Origin of the sequence: Exiguobacterium sp. 17-1 (assembly GCF_023096305.1) — a bacterium.
In the GTDB taxonomy this organism is placed as follows: Bacteria; Bacillota; Bacilli; order Exiguobacteriales; family Exiguobacteriaceae; genus Exiguobacterium_A; species Exiguobacterium_A sibiricum_A.
On sequence record NZ_JALIGJ010000002.1, the window covers coordinates 696883 to 715263 of the forward strand.

The window sequence follows — 18381 nt, forward strand, 5'->3', positions numbered from 1 at the left end:
CATGCACATCGAACGTTCGGTTCCATTTTGGCTGGAACGCCGGCTCTTTTCCGTTTATGTCATTTTGACGTTCGTTTTCTTATTCATCCCGGGATTGTCCTTACTCGGTTTTTTATTCGCAGCAATCGCCACCGTTCACTACGTTGTCGGGCAGACTGAAAAACAACTGAAGCGGGACGTTGCCTTGGAATGGAAACATTACGAACCGCTGATGTTTAATCAGGAGTCGACTGCGTTGCGTTTACAGCTGTTCGGTCTTGAAGCCCTTGAAAAATTAGGACTGAAGACCACCCTTCGGCTGCACACGGATAACGGTCTCATTTTCCCTGACATGGATCCGCTCCACCCGCATACGTATCATGCCGTCATCGGATCGGACGAACAAATTGAAATCCCGATTCAGGCGATGCGGCGGGGACCGGCGCATTTTGACGAACTCACCCTGACAATCCGGCTGCCGTGGCGGATGGGCGTGTATCTGTTTACCTTTGATGCATTTCCTCAGTTCACGGTCTTACCTTCGCTGACGGTACAGGCGACACCACTCCTGTTGCATCGGCTTCGGATCGGGGATCGTGCCGACCGGTACTCTCCGCTGAAAAATAAGCTCGTTCAACTGGGGGCAAAACCGTATACGGCTGAGCCGTCGAAAGAAATCGACTGGTATGCGACAGCCAAGACCGGCCGTCTGCAGACCAAGGTCTTTGAGACGAGCAATCAGGATACGTTCAGCCTCGCCTTGAATCTGTCCGGACCAAGCGGTTACGGACTGCATACGAACTTTGAGACGTTCATTGATCAGACAGCGTTTCTCGCAAGTGAGCTGATTAAAGAAGGCTGTAAAGTTGAACTGTTTTTAAACCATCTCGACGCAAACAACCGGATGACCCATTTAAAGCTTCAGGAAGGGCAGCCTCAACTGAAACAAATCCTGTTGACGTTATCGACCCTGTCGACGCGGGACACCTATATTCCAACCGGTCAATTCGAACGGTACGTCACACGTCGAAAACACCGAAATAGCCAATTGATTCAAATTGGTAATGATCATATTCAAGCTATCGGTTAAACCGTACTTGCAGGAGGGACAATATGCCGTCATTTCTCATCCGTAAAACCACTCAACTCGTGTTCGCCTTCTTTGTTCTGGTCGTCATCAGTGCTTTACCGCATCTGATTGTTCAGATGCGACCGGATTTCCCGAAGTATTTCAACACAGTGCAACAACAGCTCAGTCTGTTGACGTCTTCACATCCATTAACGTATTACAATGCAACGGCCGGAGAAAACAGACTGTTACTTCCGGATCTTCAGCCGTTCATTCAGGAGACGCTCGTCATCTTCAGCAGCGCTCTGCTTTGTTCATCGATTGCGGCTTTACTTTATGCGTTTTTATTTTACCGGGCCGGAGCAAAAATCCGTTCCGTCTTGACGCAAACTGCCCGACTCCTGGAAATGATTCCTGATTTATTTTGGATCATTTTTTCACAATTCATCATCGTCATTTTATTCAAGACGACCGGATTTGATCAAATCGAGGTTGCTGGGGGATTTAGCGATTCGATCCGGTTCCTGCCGATTTTGACATTATCCTTAACGACCGTTTTTTTCTTCATCAAATGGCTGACCGGAAGGATTCAGGAAGAACAGCATGCAAGCTACCTGGAGTTGGCCCGCGCAAAAGGTATCCACTCGTCCCGGCTGTTTTGGCAACATTTGATGCCAAATCTGTTTTATCGTTTTTATCTGTTTTTCCGGACGAACATCATTACGATTCTTTCGAGTCTGGTCGTCATCGAGTATACTTTTAACGTCCAGGGACTGTTTCGTTTTATCTTAATCAATCAGGATTTTTCGATACTGCTTGTTTTATTGCTTTTAATCTATCTGCCCTTTTTCATATTAGATACGGTGGCAGAACTTTGTATCCCCCGCTCGTGGAAAGGAGAGATTTCATGAGACGTGTTTTGAGATATGACTTCATCTTTTGGATGTGCCTGTTGTTCTTTGGAACATTGTTGTTACTCAGTTTCGGTAATGCCGTGTTTCGTGACGGACAGGTCGATCAAATTCAAAATCTCTATTCGAAAGACGGAACATTTATCGCCACCTCACCACTTGAACCCTCCACGGATCGTTGGTTTGGGACGGACCGTTCCGGAAACGATTTGTTTCAGGTGATGATTGAAGGGGCCAAGTGGACGATTGGTGTTTGTGTCAGCGTCGCCTTCGCCCGAATCGTTCTCGCCTTGCTGATCGGTGTCCCGCTCGCTTTCCGGGGAAAACGGCTGTATACGGCATTACGTCTCCTGCTGGACGGTTTCTTGATCATTCCGATTTCGTTGCTCGCCTTGTTTATTTTATTGCCGGCTTTCCTATTTATAGATCCCGCCTCGATTCCGTCCGCGTTCTCGCGTGTCTTCCTCGAAGTCAGTGTCTTGACGGTACTCGGTTTACCGGCATTGGTGCTGTATTTAATCGGTGAGACCCGGCAATTGCTTGCACAAGAATTCATGCTTGTCGCCCGCACACTCGGCGGACGTCCTGGACATCAGTTTCGGGTACATATTTGGCCGCATCTGTTGCCGACGCTAACGATTGTCTTCATGCAACAGTTCGTTCAGACATTAATGGTCCTGATCCATCTCTCGTTGTTCGGTTTGTTTTTTGGCGGAACACTCGTCTTATTCGAAGGTGGCGCGGCCCCGATCATTTTTGAATGGGCATCCCAGTTCGGCTACTATTTCCTGCAATTCTCAGCCGTTTCGTGGATCAACCATCTGTTTTTAGTTCCGGCGATTGCTTTAGCTTTGCTCGTGTTCTTTGCCAACTTACTGACCAGCCGCCTCGAGCGTGCTTACCGCTTGCGCCGCCAACAAATAAGTAGTTCAACTCCATCCCTCGCTGAAGCGGAAGCCGCGACAGCCCATTTGTCTCACCCGTTTGATCCGGTCGACATTTCAATCAAATCCTAGGAGGATGTATGAAGCGAATAATCATTGGTGCCGTCATTGTTCTTTATATGGCGGTTTTTAGTGTTTCCATTTGGTCATATCAACACCCTGTCCTGACCAGTTCCGATCAGTCAAACTTACTCCCGACCCGTGTCAAACAGATTCGGTCGGCAACTTCGACGGATGACCTGAAGTCCTGGATTGAGCAAGCAAAACAACGCCAGGAGACGGTGTCGATTGCCGGTATGCAACACAGTCAAGGCGGGCAGACATACCTGCCGGACACGACAGTCCTTGATATGACCAAGTACGATCAGGTTCTAGATTATACTCCCGGAACGAAACGGATTACCGTCCAAAGCGGCGCCACCTGGGGTGAAATTCAAGACCGGATTCAGCCGGACGGTCTGGCAATTCAAGTCATGCAGTCGCAGAATATCTTTACAGTCGGCGGCGCACTCAGCGTCAATGTCCACGGCCGGGATATCCGTTACGGTTCCCTGCTTGATACGGTCGATTCGTTTCGGCTGTTGCAAGCGGACGGTTCCGTCGTCAACGTCAGCCGGACGGAACATGCGGATTTATTCCGCCTGGTCCCCGGCGGATATGGTCTCTTTGGTATCATTTTGGACGTTACTTTGAAACTGACAAACGATGAATGGTACGCCGAGCAGACTGTCGCCTTGAATTATCAGGATTATCCGGCTTATTTCCGGCAACATGTCCTCGGTGACGATGACGTCCGTATGCACATCGGACGTATTTCTGTCGCGCCGGAAGGATTTTTCAAAGACATGTATGTCACGAACTATCGTAAAACAGAGCGGACAACTCCGATTGAAGAGGAACCGCTCAAACAAGAAACCATCATCGCTTTGCCGAAAGCATTACTCGGCATCTCCCGGTACAGCGACTTCGGAAAAAATCAGCTTTGGTCATTTCAAAAATCGTATTTCCTGAAGCAGAGTGGAACGTTCGAATCCCGTAACAATGTCATGCGTTCCGACAGTGCGTTTATGGAATATACGAGTCCGGGTCGAACCGAATTACTCCAGGAATACTTCGTGCCGGTTGATTCGTTTGTTTCCTACATCGATCAATTGCGGTCGATTTTGACAGCCGAGGAACTGAATGTCTTGAATATCACGATCCGGTATATCGAGCAGGATGAAACAGCTGCCTTGTCCTATGCGAAACAGGATATGTTTGCCCTCGTCTGGCTAATCAATACGGAAACGGATCCGGTATCGATCAACGAAACGAAACGGATTGTCCAAAAGTTGATTGATGCGACACTCGCACATCAGGGCAGTTACTACCTGCCGTACTATCCGTTCGCAACACGCAAGCAGTTCCATGACGCGTATCCGAATGCTGCTACTTTTAAAGAAGCCAAACAACAGCAGGATCCCGATGGCCTTTTCATGAACCAATTTTATCTCGACTATTTTAAGTAAGGAGACGATGATGAACTATTCACTTTTTGTTCGTATTCAAAGCATGATTTTAATGAGCAGCAGTATCATTTTCCCGTTTTATTTATTGCTTGTCCGGCAAATTGGAGATTCCTATGCCCAGTTCGGTCTTGCCTACGGTCTCTTCACGCTGACTTCAGCGTTCGCTTACCTCGGAATCGGTCGTATGAGTGACCGGTTCGGCGACCGCTCATTGCTTGTCACCCACACGTTTGGCATGGCACTGGTTTTATTGTACGTACCGATTGTGACGTCCATTAGCCACGTCTACCTGATTCAAATCATCATGGGGATACTTGGTGCGTTGCAAAAGAACACGGAAAAAACAATCCTTGCCCGGCAGGAACTTGCCTTGACGACGGTTGGCCGGACAATCGGCCGCTATCATTTCAAGACGTCCTTATGGTCGGCACTTGGAATCATAGCTGCCGGTTATCTGATTGATTTTTTAACGATCGGCAGTCTGTTTTACATCATCTCTGCCGTCTATTTTTATGTAACGTTGCGTTTACTGTGGGACCGTCCACGTTCAGGAAAAAAACATACGGAAGATTCATCATCAGGTGTCGAAGCGGGTATAAAGAAGTAGAAGGGATGTGATCGTATGATTGACGTAACCCATTACTCCCAAACGTTCGGGAAACGCACGGTTTTGAGCGATGTCCAGTTTTCAATTGGTCAAGGTGAAATTGTCGGTTTAATTGGTCCGAGCGGTTCCGGAAAAACGACTTTAATCAAGTCGTTGATTGGTCTGCAACAACCAACGACCGGGACGATCATGGTTCTCGGCACCAAACAACCCTCGCTCGCCCAAGCGGAGAACATCGGCTACATGGCACAGTCGGATGCGCTTTATGAAGACTTAACGGCGCGCGGAAATCTGCGATATTTCGGAAAACTATACGGTTTAAAAAAAGCACGTCTTCGAGCGCGTATCGAAACCGTCCTTGAATTCGTCGATTTGAAGAAAGATGCCGATCGTCCGATCCATCAATTTTCCGGTGGAATGAAACGACGACTCAGTCTGGCCATCGCCTTGATCCACGAACCGAGTCTTCTGTTGCTCGATGAACCGACGGTCGGGATTGATCCCGCGCTTAAGAAAATATTTTGGCATGAGTTTGAACAACTGCGCCAGTCCGGTGTAACGGTACTCGTCACGACACATGTCATGGATGAAGCTGAGCGGTGCGACCGGTTATTGTTGATCCAACATGGTCGTCTAATCGAAGCCGGTACCCCCAATGATTTGATTCAACGTTTTGGTTCCATCGATGAAGCTTTCATTCAAAAGGAGCGAGTATAATGCAAATTCTGACGGTAGCGGAACGTGTCATTTCACAAATTTTTCGGGATAAACGGACGATTGCCATGATGTTTCTCGCTCCCTTATTTGTTCTGTTCTTACTGTCGACGATTCTCGGTTCGAGCTCGGACGATGTGACAATCGGTACGGTCGATTTACCGGTGACCTTTCAAGATACACTGAAAACCAAAACAGACATCCGCACCTTTTCAAGCAAAGCGGCTGGTATCACTGCCATGAAGGATCGACAGATTGATGCCTTGATCACCTTTCAAAAGAATCAGCCGAAAATTTTAATTGAAGGCGGCGACATTTCAAAAAACGCCGCAGCGCTCCAACTCATTCAAGAAACCTTGATCACGATTCAAGGAAAACAAGCACTCACAGCCAACACGAAACTCACGGCAACCGTTCAACAGTTGCAACAACAATTGACGCAATTAACGAATCAAACATTCGATACGCCGCAGCCTGCATCACCCACTCTTACCAAACCCGACATCCAATTTTTATACGGCAATCCGGATGCTGAATTATTTGATCAAATCGCCCCTGCCTTGATGGGATTTTTCATCTTCCTATTTGTCTTCATCATTGCCGGTGTCAGCTTTTTACGTGAGCGGTCGAGCGGTACACTCGAACGGACGCTTGCGACGCCGCTCAAACGCTCGAGTATCGTCTTCGGTTATTTTGTCGGTTTCTTTTTATTCGTCACGATCCAGACGATTCTTATTCAGTTATTCATCGTCAACGTGCTTGACGTGACGCAACAGGGAAACTACTTCTTACTTTTGTTCGTCAATCTCCTGACGGCAAGTGTCGCCTTGTCGCTTGGTTTACTGCTGTCGAGTTTTTCCCGGACTGAATTTCAACTGATCCAGTTCATTCCGTTAGCAATCGTGCCCCAGATTTTCTTCAGCGGGTTGTTTGATTTGGGTGATGCGCCCGTATGGGTCGAAATCATTAACCGGTTGATGCCATTGACTTATGCCGCGCATGCTCTGCAAAATATCATGACTCGGGGCTACGGGCTTCAAGACATCTGGCTCGATCTTGTCGTATTGGCAGGTTTTGTTGTGTTATTCGTCGCCCTCAACATGCGGGCACTCAAAAAACAACGCCCGGTCTGAGTTCATTGACCTCATTTGCCCGATTCCATTGACAATCCATTTTTTTCCTTATACAATCAAAAAAAACGCGAAATGAGGTCGACCGATGTAAATTCATCTATTTATCCACCCACTAACTAAATACGAACGATGTGGAGGTTTTATAGATGAACCGATTTACAACTTTACTGGTCAGCCAGTGGGTAGCAAATGCGGGAGACGCGCTCTACATCGTCGCTCTCATTGCTACCCTGTACGCTCAGACCGGACAAGCAAGTACTGCCGCCCTATTCCCGATTGCCGTGACGGCAGGCATGACCATGAGCGGATTTTTCTTTGCTTCTCTTGCACGACGCTTTCGACATGCATCCTTGCTGTTGTTTAGCCAACTTATTAAAACCGTCACACTGGGAGTGATCGTTTTTCTTGATCTTCCCATTGCTTCTCTTCTCGTGTGCGTCGTTTGGATTGCGTTCCTCGATGGTTTTGCACGTCCCATCGAGAGTGCCTTTCTGCCTCGGATCACCGATGATTTGCAAAAAGCCAACAGTTTGGTCCAAGGAACCAATCAAGTCGTCCAACTCGTGATGTGGCCGCTTGGAGCCATTTTCGTCAGTGTTGGGTCTCCGCATCTTGTTTTGATGATTTCCTTCGGCTTGTTTATCGGAGCGACCCTTTGGACAACGTTGTTTCATCGTCAAGTGCGTCTGCTGGCTGATCCGGTCGAAGATTCGGACGAATCGCCAACATTTCAATCGAGTTTTCGATATACCCGCACACATCCGGCTGCCCGCCTCAATACGACGTTGCTCGGCATCGATGCGTTTGCAAGCACTGCCTGGATTTCAGCGTTGTTTCTTGTTTATATCGATACGCACCTCGCGCTGTCCCGCAGCTGGTGGGGAATTCTCAATGCCTTTTACCTGCTGAGTATGATCGGCGGCAGTTACTATATGCTCCGTCGCACGAAGCGGAAACCCTTGTTGATGAGCAGTGTCGTATTATCGATTGGTGCAACGGTCCTCTTCGCCTCGGCACCGCATGTCGTCTTTGCCATCATTGCCTGTATCATGCAAGGCGCAGCCAGTCAGTTACGAGCCATTGACATGAACACGCGGTTGCAGGAAGCTACACCAATCGCCCGGTTACCTTATGTTTACAGCATGCAGCAAACCGTCTATACACTGAGTTTTTGTCTCGGCAGTTTAGTGTTTGGTCTGCTTGCGGACCGCTTGAACATCGAAATCGTGTACTGGATCGCCGCTGTCATCGCTCTGTTGATGCTTCCGTCGGCACGGCGGCTTCAACAGTCCGTCCCCGCCTCCGCGGAACGCCACGTTTCGTGATCGATCCATGTTTTGAATACGATCCATGAAAATGGGGCTGACTCAAAAGTCAATTTGTACAAAGATGAGGGTGGCAGATTATAAGTCTGCCACCCTCATCTTGTTCAACAGGAATCACTCGCTTCTCGCAACTTTTACAGGAAAAAGTAAGCATCCTGAAAGCCAATTTGTATTATCAACCCTTTATCCGCAAGACAAACATCATTCCAAGTCCCAGCAACAGACCGGTCAGACCGAGGTAAAAGTACGCCCCGTTTCAATCGAGTTGCAATCCACTTGGGTCACTCAAAATCCAAAACAAAAGACAGTGCGTTCCGGGGAACCCACTGTCTTTTGTGTTCTCATCATCACTTGGAACGTCACTTATCGTTTACGAAGCTGACTGTTTGAAGCTGTTGGTGCCTCAATGATTTCTTCAAGCAATACATCTGCTTGAACGAATGGCAGTTCGACTGTAAAGACCGAACCCTTTCCTTCCGTCGATTCCACATGAATCAATCCTTCATGTGCCCGGACGATTTCTTGACAAATCGCCAGACCAAGACCGGTCCCGCCGATTTTCCGGCTGTCGGAGTTATCGACCCGATAAAACTTACCAAACAACTCCGGTAACGCTTGACGCGGAATGCCGATGCCTTCGTCCGTAACCGTGACGCGTAACCGGTCATCTAATTCTTCGAGTTTTAACTCAACCTGTCCGCCGTCCGGTGAATACTTGATGGCGTTGTTTATCAGGTTTCCAAACAGTTGCCGCATCTTCGCTTCATCTGCCTCAATCCAACGTAACGGTGTATCCCCTGTATCGAGACTCAATTGATGATGTGTCGCAGAACCGGCTTGGAATTCGGCCACTTCCTGAATCAAGTCTGCAAGGTCAAGTGCCTTGAAATGATACTGCTGTTGGCTCGATTCCATCCGCTGAACGTCGAGGAAATCATTAACGAGACTCGTCAGACGTTGTGTCTCGGTATGAATCGTCGTCAAGTAGCGTTGTTGTCGATCCGCCGGCAAATCTTTCGCAAGCATCAATTCCGTGTAACCAAAGATGGAAGCGAGTGGTGTCCGCAATTCATGGGAGACCGTCGATACGAATTCTGACTTCATCCGATCGATTCCCGTCTCAATCGTCACATCACGTAAGACGAGCATCGTCCCGCGGAATCGACCGCCATAATGAATGCCTTCCGCATAGACCTGGACGAACCGTTCTTCTTTATTCAGAGATAATGACAATCCTTCCGTCGGTATCTCATGGCTGCACACACGATCCATATAATCCAAAAACGCTTCATGTTGGTCGACTTGAACGGCCAACTCTTCGATTTTGACATCAAGCGTCATCAAACCGTCGTCGTTGAACTGATCATGTGCCGGATGGTGGAACAACGCCAACAACGGTTTATTGGCGAAGATTTTTCCACCTTCGATATAGATGACGGCTTCACGGATCGAGTGCAACAGTTTCGACGTTTTCTCGCGTTCCCGCTCGATTTCATCAAACACCCGCATCCGCAGGAGTGATAATGCTAACTGACGCGAGAACGACCAAATCTCTCCCGTCTGATCGTCATTAAACTGATCGCGGTATCGAACGAGATAAATGCTCGCAATCATCGTGTTCGTCGCCGGGTCCATGACCGGAACGACCGTTTCATACATGCTGTATGGATACGGAAGCGGATGATCACTCGTGACCTGTTTCGTCGATCGGACAGCCCGTTTGTGCATGCGCGCCCGCTCGAGCAAGGACATCGAGGACGTCAAGAGTTTACGTTCCTGATCGACGGTCATCCCGTAAGAGACGATATCCGTATAGCGGTCTTCTTCGAGGAAGACGATTGCCCCTAACTCTGCATCCGTGATCGTAATCAACTTCTCGATGATGGCCGGATAGGCCGTTAATGTCTCGCGTGAAGCGAGGGTTTCCGTCAATTCGTTCCGGTAACGCAAATGTGTTTCATTGCGTAACGTTATATCAAGAGCTTCTTCCAGCTCTTCTTGTTGTGTTTGCAACTCTTCTTGTTGCGCCACCAATTCTTCTTGCTGACTTTGCAGTTCGTCGTTGCTTGAGACGAGTTGCATTTTTTGTGCGGAAATCGCCGCCGCCATTTGATTAAAGGTCGTCGTCAATTCCCCAATTTCGTCTCGCTCGTTCACGACGTGAATCGGTGTAGCGTCTTCCCCTTTTGCCAAACGACTGCTTTCCCGGTTGAGTTGACGCAATTGTCCGGTCAACTTCGACACGAACGGGCGAACGAGTAAGGCAATGATAAGTAACAGGACTGCTAAATTGATGAAACCAAGAATTTGCGACGTATTCACTTGTTTTCCAAGCTTATCTTGCGCTGCCAACTCTTGTTTGTTTAATGAGTTACGATACTCCGTGAACACCGTTTCCATATCAACGATGCTCGAACTCATATCAGCTGCACTTTTTGTTTGGATGTTGAAATTCCGGTCCGGATCAAGTTGCTGCGCCTGCGTCACTTTTCCGAGCGTCGCCATCTGCAGAAACGGTTCCGTCACATCACCGTCTTTTTTAGCGGCAACATAGTTCGTTAAACTTGGCATGACACGTTCCGTATAGGCACTGTAGAGTGTCCGGGCATCGGTTGCATATTGTTCTTCTTCTTTAAAACGCGCATTTTTTTCGAACCACGTCGTCTGGCGATTAATGGCGTCTTTTTTCCGTTCGATTTCTTCAAGCATCGCCCTATCACCTAACAGGACGAATCCACGCATTTCATATTGAAGACTCTGCCAGGATTCATATAAGTTCGTCGCTCGTGTTCGATGATCGTTCAACGTCAAGAGTTCCTGACGCGAATCCTGCACTTGATTTTTCGTATAAAAGTAAACACCGGCTGAGGTCAGCACGAGTGTCAGAATAATCATATAGAAGGCGAACATAATTTGGCGTCCAATCGTACGATTAAGCCATGATTTCATCTATTGATCCCCCTCTATCGTGTTCTTAATACACAATTTTTTTGTTTCTAAACTCTATTTTAAAGCTTTTTTATTGAATTCCACTAAATATGCTCAAAAAAGACCACTTTTCATCTAACTTTAATCTAAACGGTTGTATGTTACAAACAGATGTCGAAAAACAGTGTTTTGTTACTCTAGTGAATGGGTTTCATACCAAAAACCCACTCCGATGAACGGAGTGGGCAACGATTTAAAAATTCGAATGATTGGAATTTTGATGATCCGTGTGATGCTGATTCATATGCATTTGATTATGATCATGGTGTGTGCCCGAATGACGGCGGACCGGCTGTTCGTCCGCTAATGGATCACCTTCAAGCAGACCAAGCCGTGCATACTGCGCCACAATGTCTTGTTTTGTTGTTCCTTGGATTACATCCGTCTGTTGAATCAGCGCCAAAATTCCTTTTGCCAGTCGAACCGGTTCCAAATTCGTCTTTTCAATCGGAAACACTGACAAGGAACGCATGTATGTCAAATAGTCTTGTGCTCCTGACTCTGATGGTGTCACAAGTTGTGACGCATGATGCCGAAGTGATGTGGTGATTCCACTCGTCGAAATTCCTTTTGAGGCTGCTGAAATCAATGAAATGACAATGACGGAAATAATCAGAACAAAAAAGATGACCATGAAAACCGGCATCCCGGAAAAAAAGCCGTCGCCTTCGATATACAGCAGCAGTCGGTTGCCGTTAAGCAATGAAGCGAATCCTGATAACGCCATAAAAACCCTCCTCGTTTCGTGTAATAGTTACTTTTACGCAACACGAACAAGGAGGGTTTCCGTTTTTTGTTAAGTTTCTAAGGAAACTTCCGCATTAAACCAATCTTCAACAAACAAAAAACCGTTCGGGGCATCAATCCGGTAAGAATACAGGACGGCAAAGTCACCGTCCGCCATCATCGGTAAGGTGATTTCCCGTAAGATGGCCTTCACTTCTTCCGTCATGACGGTCTCATAGCGCACGAAATCGTCTTCCCGGGTTTCCCGTTCCGTCAAATACGGTAACAATAATGATTTCCCAAACGATTGGGGATCATCGATGACTTCTGCCGTCACTCCGAATAATTCTTCCGCTTCTTCAATCAGCGCATCAGCCTGCCCGACCGTCACTTGATTCGGGAACCAGACCGTCAGTTTGGTCCCTTCTTTTAAAAATTGTTCGAACATCGGTATAAAGGTCTTATTTTCCATCAAATCGTAATGCATCAAGCTTCTCCCTTCACAAACTCGAATTTCAATTGATTTTGTTCCAAATACAGCATCGCCTGGAAGGTCCGTCCATTTTTTTTCATATCAAGTGGCTTTGTTTTTCCATTCGCAAGCAGTTTTTTCAGTTCGGTTTGCGTCAGGCGTGCCCCGAGAATCATCTTCGGCAGGGTAAACCCGCAATTGTTCTTCTGATAGGCACTGCACCCGTAAAATTTGCCTCGATCGAGCAACTCTGCCTGACAGACCGGACAGATGCCAACAGGCCGGTTTGTTGCGCCCCGCGCCCGTTTTGCCGGTACCTGGGTCGGATCGACTTCTAATTGTTCGACCCGTGTTTTTGCATCCTGAACTAAATGTTGCGACAGTTTCTTCGCCTGATCGACGAACTGAGCCGCTGAAGCCTCACCCTTCCCGATTTGATCCAGCCGGCTTTCCCATTTCGCAGTCATCTCCGGCGAGGCGAGAATACTTCCGCTGACGGCTTCAATCAGAATCCGTCCTTTCGCCGTCGGATGAAGTTCTTTTTTCTTCACTTGAATGTATTCACGTCGTTTCAGTCCGTCAATGATGCCGGCTCGGGTCGCCTCCGTTCCCAGTCCCTCGATTTCCTTCATGATGGCTTGAAGTTCATTTTCAAGCACTTTTCCGGCCGTTTTCATCCCGAGAATCAAGGTTCCTTCCGTGTAGCGTTTTGGCGGTTCCGTTTGTTTCTCGAGTAACTTCGCGCTTTTAATCGGTACCTGTTGTCCGATTTCAAGTGCCGGCAGTTCCTGCTCTTTCGCTTCAACCTTCAAGACTTTCTTGAATCCTAACTCAAGCGACCGGCTGCCTTTTGTGATGAAGCGGTCCTGTTCCCGTTCCGTAATGATTTCCGTTTTTTCCGACCGGGCGTCCGGGGCAAACGCCGCTAAGAAACGACGGACGATCAAATCATAGACTTGTGCGTCACGTCCTGTCAGTTTCGCAACAGCTCCCGCTTCTTCCGTCGGGATGATCGCATAATGATCGCTGACCTTCGCTGAATTGACGTACCGTTTATTGTTCGTAATGTTGTTCGTCACGATGTCCGTCAGTTCGGTATACTCCGGCTGCTTCAGGAGTCGTTTTAAAATCGTCGGAAACTGGCTCGCTTCATCTTTTGATACAAACGACGAATCGGTCCGCGGATAACTGATCCAACCCCGGATGTACAGTTTTTGGGCAATATCGAGCGTTTCCTTTGCGCCGAGTCCGAAACGCCGGCTCGCTTCGGTTTGCAACAACGATAAACTGAACCAAAATGGCGGCTTTTCAACTTGTTCCGTCTTATCGACCGCCGCTACGACACCTGTTCCTGTAGTTCGGGCAACAATCGTTTCCGCGAGGCTCCGTTCTGTAATCTTCGTTTGTTTTTTGATATTGATGTATTTTCCTTTATACCGGGTAAAGTCCGCTTCGACTTCAAAAAACGTTTCCGGACGGAAGGTCTCGATTTGCTTCTCCCGCTCAACGATTAACGATAGCGTCGGCGTCTGGACCCGTCCCAGTGAAAAGACGTCGGCGATACCTTTTTTCTTGAGCAACGTCGTATAAGCGCGTGAAGCATTCATCCCGATTAGCCAGTCGGCACAGGCGCGACTCATCGCCTCATGGAACAGATTCTCGGTTTCTTTGCCATCGAGCAGATTCGCAAAACCGTGATCTACGGCCTGCGGTGTCAGACTGGAAATCCAAAGGCGCTGAATCGGTTTCGCGTTATTGGCCAATCGGAGAATCAATCGGACGATTGCCTCTCCCTCTCGCTCGGCATCCGATGCTATAATGATGGAAGTCGTCGTCCGTTCGTTCAGTAACTTCTTGATGACTTGGAACGCTTTGCTTTTTCCCCGGGATAACCGGTAGTCGAACCGTTCCGGGATGATCGGAAGATGGTCATAGTTCCATCGTTTCCATTTGGCATCGTAATGGGCCGGTTCCTGGAGTTCACATAAATGGCCGACGGCATAAGCAAGCTTTGCCCCGGCCGGAAATCGGTCACACGGTTTGATTTCAATATAGCCGTCCCGCTTGACCGATGGATACGGCGCTGCCAGTTTTTCAGCTTGTTTCGGTTTTTCCGCAATGATTAATTGCATTGGTTCACCCTCATTTCCTTACTTCAGACACGCGGAGGTTAACATGCCCTATTTCACTTTATTCATGGCACTCTTTTTTATCTCGACATCTGCAATTTTCGTTAAATGGGCCGAAACCCCGATTGAAGCGGTTGCTTTTTACAGAATGTTGTTTTCGACACTGTTGCTGTTACCGTTGATTCACCTGAAAGAATTACTTAGTCTCAGTTCAACGACCATCCGACATATGATTTTAAGCGGAATTCTCTTAGCCGGTCATTTTTGGCTGTGGTTCCTGTCCCTTGATTATACGACAGTTGCCAGCTCGACGCTCTTCGTAACCGCGAGTCCGATTTTCGTTTTGATCGGGAACGCTGTCTTCTTTAAACAACATCCGTCAAGAAAAGCCCTCTTTTTCGTCGGCGTCGCGTTGCTTGGCGGCGGACTTGTCGCTTACGGTGACATCGCGGTCGGTCCAAGAGCGCTGATCGGAGACGGACTCGCCTTGCTTGCGACGATTCTTGTCGCCGGTTACTGGCTGCTCGGTCAGCATGTCCGGACAAGCGTCTCGACGAACACGTATTCATTCGGTGTCTATGCCGTGTCCTCCGTCGTTCTGTTACTGTTTTCGCTCATTCAGTCGGTCAATCTAGTCGGTTCATTCCAAACTGATTGGAAAATTTATATTTTACTCGCTGTTTTCCCGACGCTGCTTGGTCACAACTTATTTAACTGGGCCTTGTCGCGTGTCAGCGCTAGTATCGTCAGCATCACGATTCTCGGTGAAGCCGTTTGGGGGATGATTTTCGGATACTTCCTGTTCCAAGAGTCGTTGACCTGGATTCAAATCACCGGTGCTGCCTTACTGCTCGTCGGAATCGGTCTGTTCCTCCGGCGCAACGAACGGGATATCCGGGAACAATTCGCCAAACAAAATGCCGCTACGACTGCGGAATAAAAAAAACGAACACCAGTCAGACCCGCTTCTCACAGAAGGTGGCTGACTGGTGTTTTTTAATTGGTCGGATCTTCCGGACGGACTTTCGGCAGTCGGAAGGTCATGAAAAAGGCAAGGATGGCACAGACGAGCCCCCCGATGAAGACGAGGTGCAGTCCGTTTGCGAGCGCCTGTTCCGCGGCCGATTGAACGTCTGCTCCGTAACGGGCTGCCGTACCGGCCTGGAAAAACGGATCAATCGAGTAGCCGGTCAACAGCTTCGAGTCGGAAAATGCCTGGATGATCGAGACGTTAAACAATGTTCCGAATATCGCCACACCAAGCGTTTGACCCGTCGTACTCAAAAACGAGTTGACGGCAGTCGCCGATCCACGGAGCGACCAGTCGACTGATGTCTGTAAGACGACCATGAAGACCGGTTGTGCCAATCCGAAACCAATCCCGATCAACGAGACAGCCAAATAAATGAAGACATCGCTTGATTCCCGTCCGATTCCGATTAAAATCGTCATCCCGATGACGAGTAATCCCATTCCGGTCATCGTCCGGTAGCGCGGCGAAGCGATGCCAATCGTCCGCCCACCAACGATCGCAGTCAGTGTCCAAAACAAGGATAACGGCATCAGCATGAAGCCGGCTTCGGTCGGACTTTTCCCGAGAACACCTTGCGCAAAAATCGGGATGTACGCCGACATCGAGACGAGTACCCAGGCAGAAAAGAAGACGGCCAGATTGATGACCAAAATGACCGGATGGCGGATGACCGCAGGTGGCAATAACGGATCAGCTGCTTTTTTCTCGACCCGGTAAAACCAAAACAACAGGACCACACTGACCGCAAAACTGATTAAAATCAGCGGTTCGGCAAATGATTCGGTCTCACTCCCGGAGAGTAATCCGTACAGCAGGGCACTCATCCCGGTCGCAAATAAAATCGCTCCCCGGTAATCAATCTTGCGTGACGTTTCGGTAACATTTTCTTTATAGAACAGGACGATCATAATAAAGGAAATCAGGGCAAACGGAACATTTAACAAAAATATATAGCGCCACGATAACGTCTCGACCAAAAAACCGCCGACTAGCGGACCGGCGACACCGGAGATTCCCCAAACCGCACTTAAAACGCCCTGGATTTTTCCGCGTTCCTCGTATGTATACAAATCTCCGATGATGGTCATCGCAATCGGCAGGACGGCTCCGGCACCAATTCCTTGCGCGGCCCGGAACAGAATCAATGTTTCCATCGATTGAGCCAGTCCACACGCAAGCGATGCGACCGTGAAGACCCCGATTCCGAACAACAGGACTCGTTTTCTTCCGTACAAGTCAGCCATCTTTCCATAAATCGGTGTCGATACGGCCATGAACAGTAAGAACCCGGCGAAAATCCAACTGACGAGTTTAGCACCATTCAACTCGCTCGCCATGACGGGTGTCGCTGTTGCAACGATCGTTCCTTCAATCGCTGCCAAAAATGTAGCTAATAATAAGGCAATCGTGACATTTTTCCTCAAGACACTCAGCTCGCTTTCTGTGTTTGTACCATTCTCTTATCATACAGTGAATGACCGGACTTCTAAAAGGAGATGCTTATCAAGCAGGAATCAAGGGAACAATAGGGAATGATAAAGATTAGAGAATGAGTCATCAATTGAATGGAGGAGTATGACATGTTACGAAAAACTGCTTTGATTACAGGTGCTTCCGGTGGGATCGGTCTTGACTTAGCCGTATTGGCGGCACGCGATGGATTTGACTGTGTCTTGATTGCCCGCAACGAAAAGAAACTTACCGAGCTCAAGCACGTCCTTGAAAAACGTTACCAAATCAAGGCTTACACATTCGCAGTCGATCTCTCACAATCAGACAGCGTCTCCCGTGTTCTCAGTTTCCTCGAGGAACATGAACTGACGGTTGATTTATTATTCAACAATGCCGGCTTTGCGACATCAGGCCGTTTCGCGGAAATCGATCCGTCAGAAGATTTAAATTCGATTCATGTCAACGTCGTCGCCTTAACGGAACTGACGAAACGTCTGGTGCCGGGCATGCTTGATCGCGGGTTCGGTCGTATCCTGAATGTTGCCTCTGTTGCCGCCTTCATGCCGGGACCGTATATGAGCGTCTACTATGCCACTAAAGCGTATGTCTTGTCGTTGTCCGAAGCACTCGCATCTGAACTCGATGGCTCCGGTGTCACGGTTACCTGTCTTTGTCCGGGACCGACGGATACGAACTTTTTTGATCGTGCCCAAATCACGTTACCATTCAAAAGTATGCCGTCTCACCTCGTCGCATTTGCCGGATACCGGGGAGCATTAAAAGGAAAACGAGTTGTCGTACCCGGAGCAAGTAACCGCGCTATGGTGACGTTCGCTAAACTGTTGCCACGCCGTCTCTTAACGGAAGTTACTGGACGCATTCAAAATCCAGATCAGCAACAACAAGAGACACCGGTCGAAGAATTCGCTGTTTCCAACTAATCCGAACACAGAAAAGACGTTCATCCTTTCTTACTGGAAAGTGATGGACGTCTTGTTTTGTTTAATTTGGTTTTGGACGATGAAAATGATCCGTCATCCATTTTTGAACGTTTTTCGGAATGGAGGTATACCGGTACACGTACCGAAGCGTGACAGCCCCCGTCACCATGACCAGATAACCGCTCGACAGGACTAACAACCAGGCAACAATCGACAGGAACAAATCTGTCTCAAAAAAGAGATGTCCGATCAGTCCGCCTTCGACGGAGGTAATCAGCATCGCTCCGGGAAAAATCGCTGCTGCCAGTAAATAAAACCCCGCATAACGTCCACGAATCGTTTCCTTCAACAATAAGATACTTCCAAATAGCAGACCAAAACCAGCAATAAGTAACAACCCGACGAGATACGTTATGGACAGCGGCGAACTAAGCATCACGCTTCACTCCA

General features: G+C 48.3%; 16 protein-coding genes. 10 read left to right on the forward strand and 6 right to left on the reverse strand.

Annotation, left to right across the window (positions count from 1 at the left end):
* Position 1 precedes the first annotated feature (1 nt).
* The 8 genes from MUN34_RS09365 to MUN34_RS09400 all read left to right on the forward strand — a co-directional run bounded on the left by MUN34_RS09365 (position 2) and on the right by MUN34_RS09400 (position 8190).
* Complete coding sequence (locus MUN34_RS09365) at positions 2-1069, forward strand: DUF58 domain-containing protein (protein WP_247857629.1); 1068 nt, start codon at positions 2-4, stop codon at positions 1067-1069.
* A 23-nt stretch (positions 1070-1092) separates the two neighbouring features.
* Complete coding sequence (locus MUN34_RS09370; protein ID WP_247857630.1) at positions 1093-1959, forward strand: ABC transporter permease subunit; 867 nt, start codon at positions 1093-1095, stop codon at positions 1957-1959.
* On the forward strand, positions 1956-2975 hold the full coding sequence (locus tag MUN34_RS09375) for an ABC transporter permease (RefSeq protein ID WP_247857631.1): 1020 nt from the start codon (positions 1956-1958) through the stop codon (positions 2973-2975). Before MUN34_RS09370 ends, MUN34_RS09375 begins: the two co-directional genes overlap by 4 nt.
* An 8-nt stretch (positions 2976-2983) precedes the next feature.
* Positions 2984-4411, forward strand: a complete 1428-nt coding sequence (locus MUN34_RS09380) for an FAD-binding oxidoreductase (protein WP_247857632.1) — start codon at positions 2984-2986, stop codon at positions 4409-4411.
* Between the two features lie 10 nt (positions 4412-4421).
* On the forward strand, positions 4422-5018 hold the full coding sequence (locus MUN34_RS09385) for an MFS transporter (RefSeq protein ID WP_247857633.1): 597 nt from the start codon (positions 4422-4424) through the stop codon (positions 5016-5018).
* 15 nt (positions 5019-5033) lie between these two features.
* The gene (locus MUN34_RS09390) at positions 5034-5735 is read left to right on the forward strand and encodes an ABC transporter ATP-binding protein (RefSeq protein ID WP_247857634.1); all 702 of its coding nucleotides are present in this window, start codon (positions 5034-5036) and stop codon (positions 5733-5735) included.
* A complete protein-coding gene (locus MUN34_RS09395; RefSeq protein WP_247857635.1) occupies positions 5735-6865 on the forward strand; it encodes an ABC transporter permease in 1131 nt (376 codons plus the stop codon). The genes MUN34_RS09390 and MUN34_RS09395 overlap by 1 nt, the downstream gene beginning before the upstream one ends.
* Positions 6866-7011: 146 nt before the next feature.
* Entirely contained in the window at positions 7012-8190 is a 1179-nt protein-coding gene (locus MUN34_RS09400) for an MFS transporter (RefSeq protein ID WP_247857636.1), read from the forward strand.
* Positions 8191-8553: 363 nt separating this feature from the next.
* On the opposite strand, the gene MUN34_RS09405 is transcribed toward MUN34_RS09400, so the two are convergent.
* The 4 genes from MUN34_RS09405 to MUN34_RS09420 form a co-directional block, all read right to left on the reverse strand.
* Positions 8554-11139, reverse strand: a complete 2586-nt coding sequence (locus tag MUN34_RS09405) for a HAMP domain-containing sensor histidine kinase (protein ID WP_051525161.1) — start codon at positions 11137-11139, stop codon at positions 8554-8556.
* Positions 11140-11371: 232 nt separating this feature from the next.
* Positions 11372-11905: a hypothetical protein gene (locus MUN34_RS09410; protein WP_247857637.1), complete on the reverse strand. Its 534-nt coding sequence runs from the start codon at positions 11903-11905 to the stop codon at positions 11372-11374.
* Positions 11906-11974: 69 nt separating this feature from the next.
* Positions 11975-12391, reverse strand: a complete 417-nt coding sequence (locus tag MUN34_RS09415; RefSeq protein ID WP_026828855.1) for a hypothetical protein — start codon at positions 12389-12391, stop codon at positions 11975-11977.
* On the reverse strand, positions 12391-14508 hold the full coding sequence (locus MUN34_RS09420) for a DNA topoisomerase III (RefSeq protein WP_247857638.1): 2118 nt from the start codon (positions 14506-14508) through the stop codon (positions 12391-12393). Before MUN34_RS09420 ends, MUN34_RS09415 begins: the two co-directional genes overlap by 1 nt.
* A 43-nt stretch (positions 14509-14551) precedes the next feature.
* Between MUN34_RS09420 and MUN34_RS09425 the strand changes: the two genes are divergently transcribed.
* Complete coding sequence (locus tag MUN34_RS09425; RefSeq protein ID WP_034769947.1) at positions 14552-15445, forward strand: DMT family transporter; 894 nt, start codon at positions 14552-14554, stop codon at positions 15443-15445.
* Positions 15446-15501: 56 nt separating this feature from the next.
* On the opposite strand, the gene MUN34_RS09430 is transcribed toward MUN34_RS09425, so the two are convergent.
* Positions 15502-16962 carry an MDR family MFS transporter gene (locus MUN34_RS09430; RefSeq protein ID WP_247857639.1) on the reverse strand — a complete coding sequence of 487 codons (1461 nt, stop codon included), beginning with the start codon at positions 16960-16962 and terminating at the stop codon, positions 15502-15504.
* A gap of 156 nt (positions 16963-17118) precedes the next feature.
* On the opposite strand from MUN34_RS09430, the gene MUN34_RS09435 reads away from it, so the two are divergent.
* Positions 17119-17931 carry an SDR family NAD(P)-dependent oxidoreductase gene (locus MUN34_RS09435; RefSeq protein WP_034769949.1) on the forward strand — a complete coding sequence of 271 codons (813 nt, stop codon included), beginning with the start codon at positions 17119-17121 and terminating at the stop codon, positions 17929-17931.
* Between the two features lie 61 nt (positions 17932-17992).
* Here the strand turns inward: MUN34_RS09435 and MUN34_RS09440 are convergent, their stop codons facing one another.
* Positions 17993-18367 (reverse strand): hypothetical protein, encoded by a 375-nt coding sequence (locus MUN34_RS09440; protein WP_026828859.1) that lies wholly within the window; start codon positions 18365-18367, stop codon positions 17993-17995.
* Positions 18368-18381: the final 14 nt, after the last annotated feature.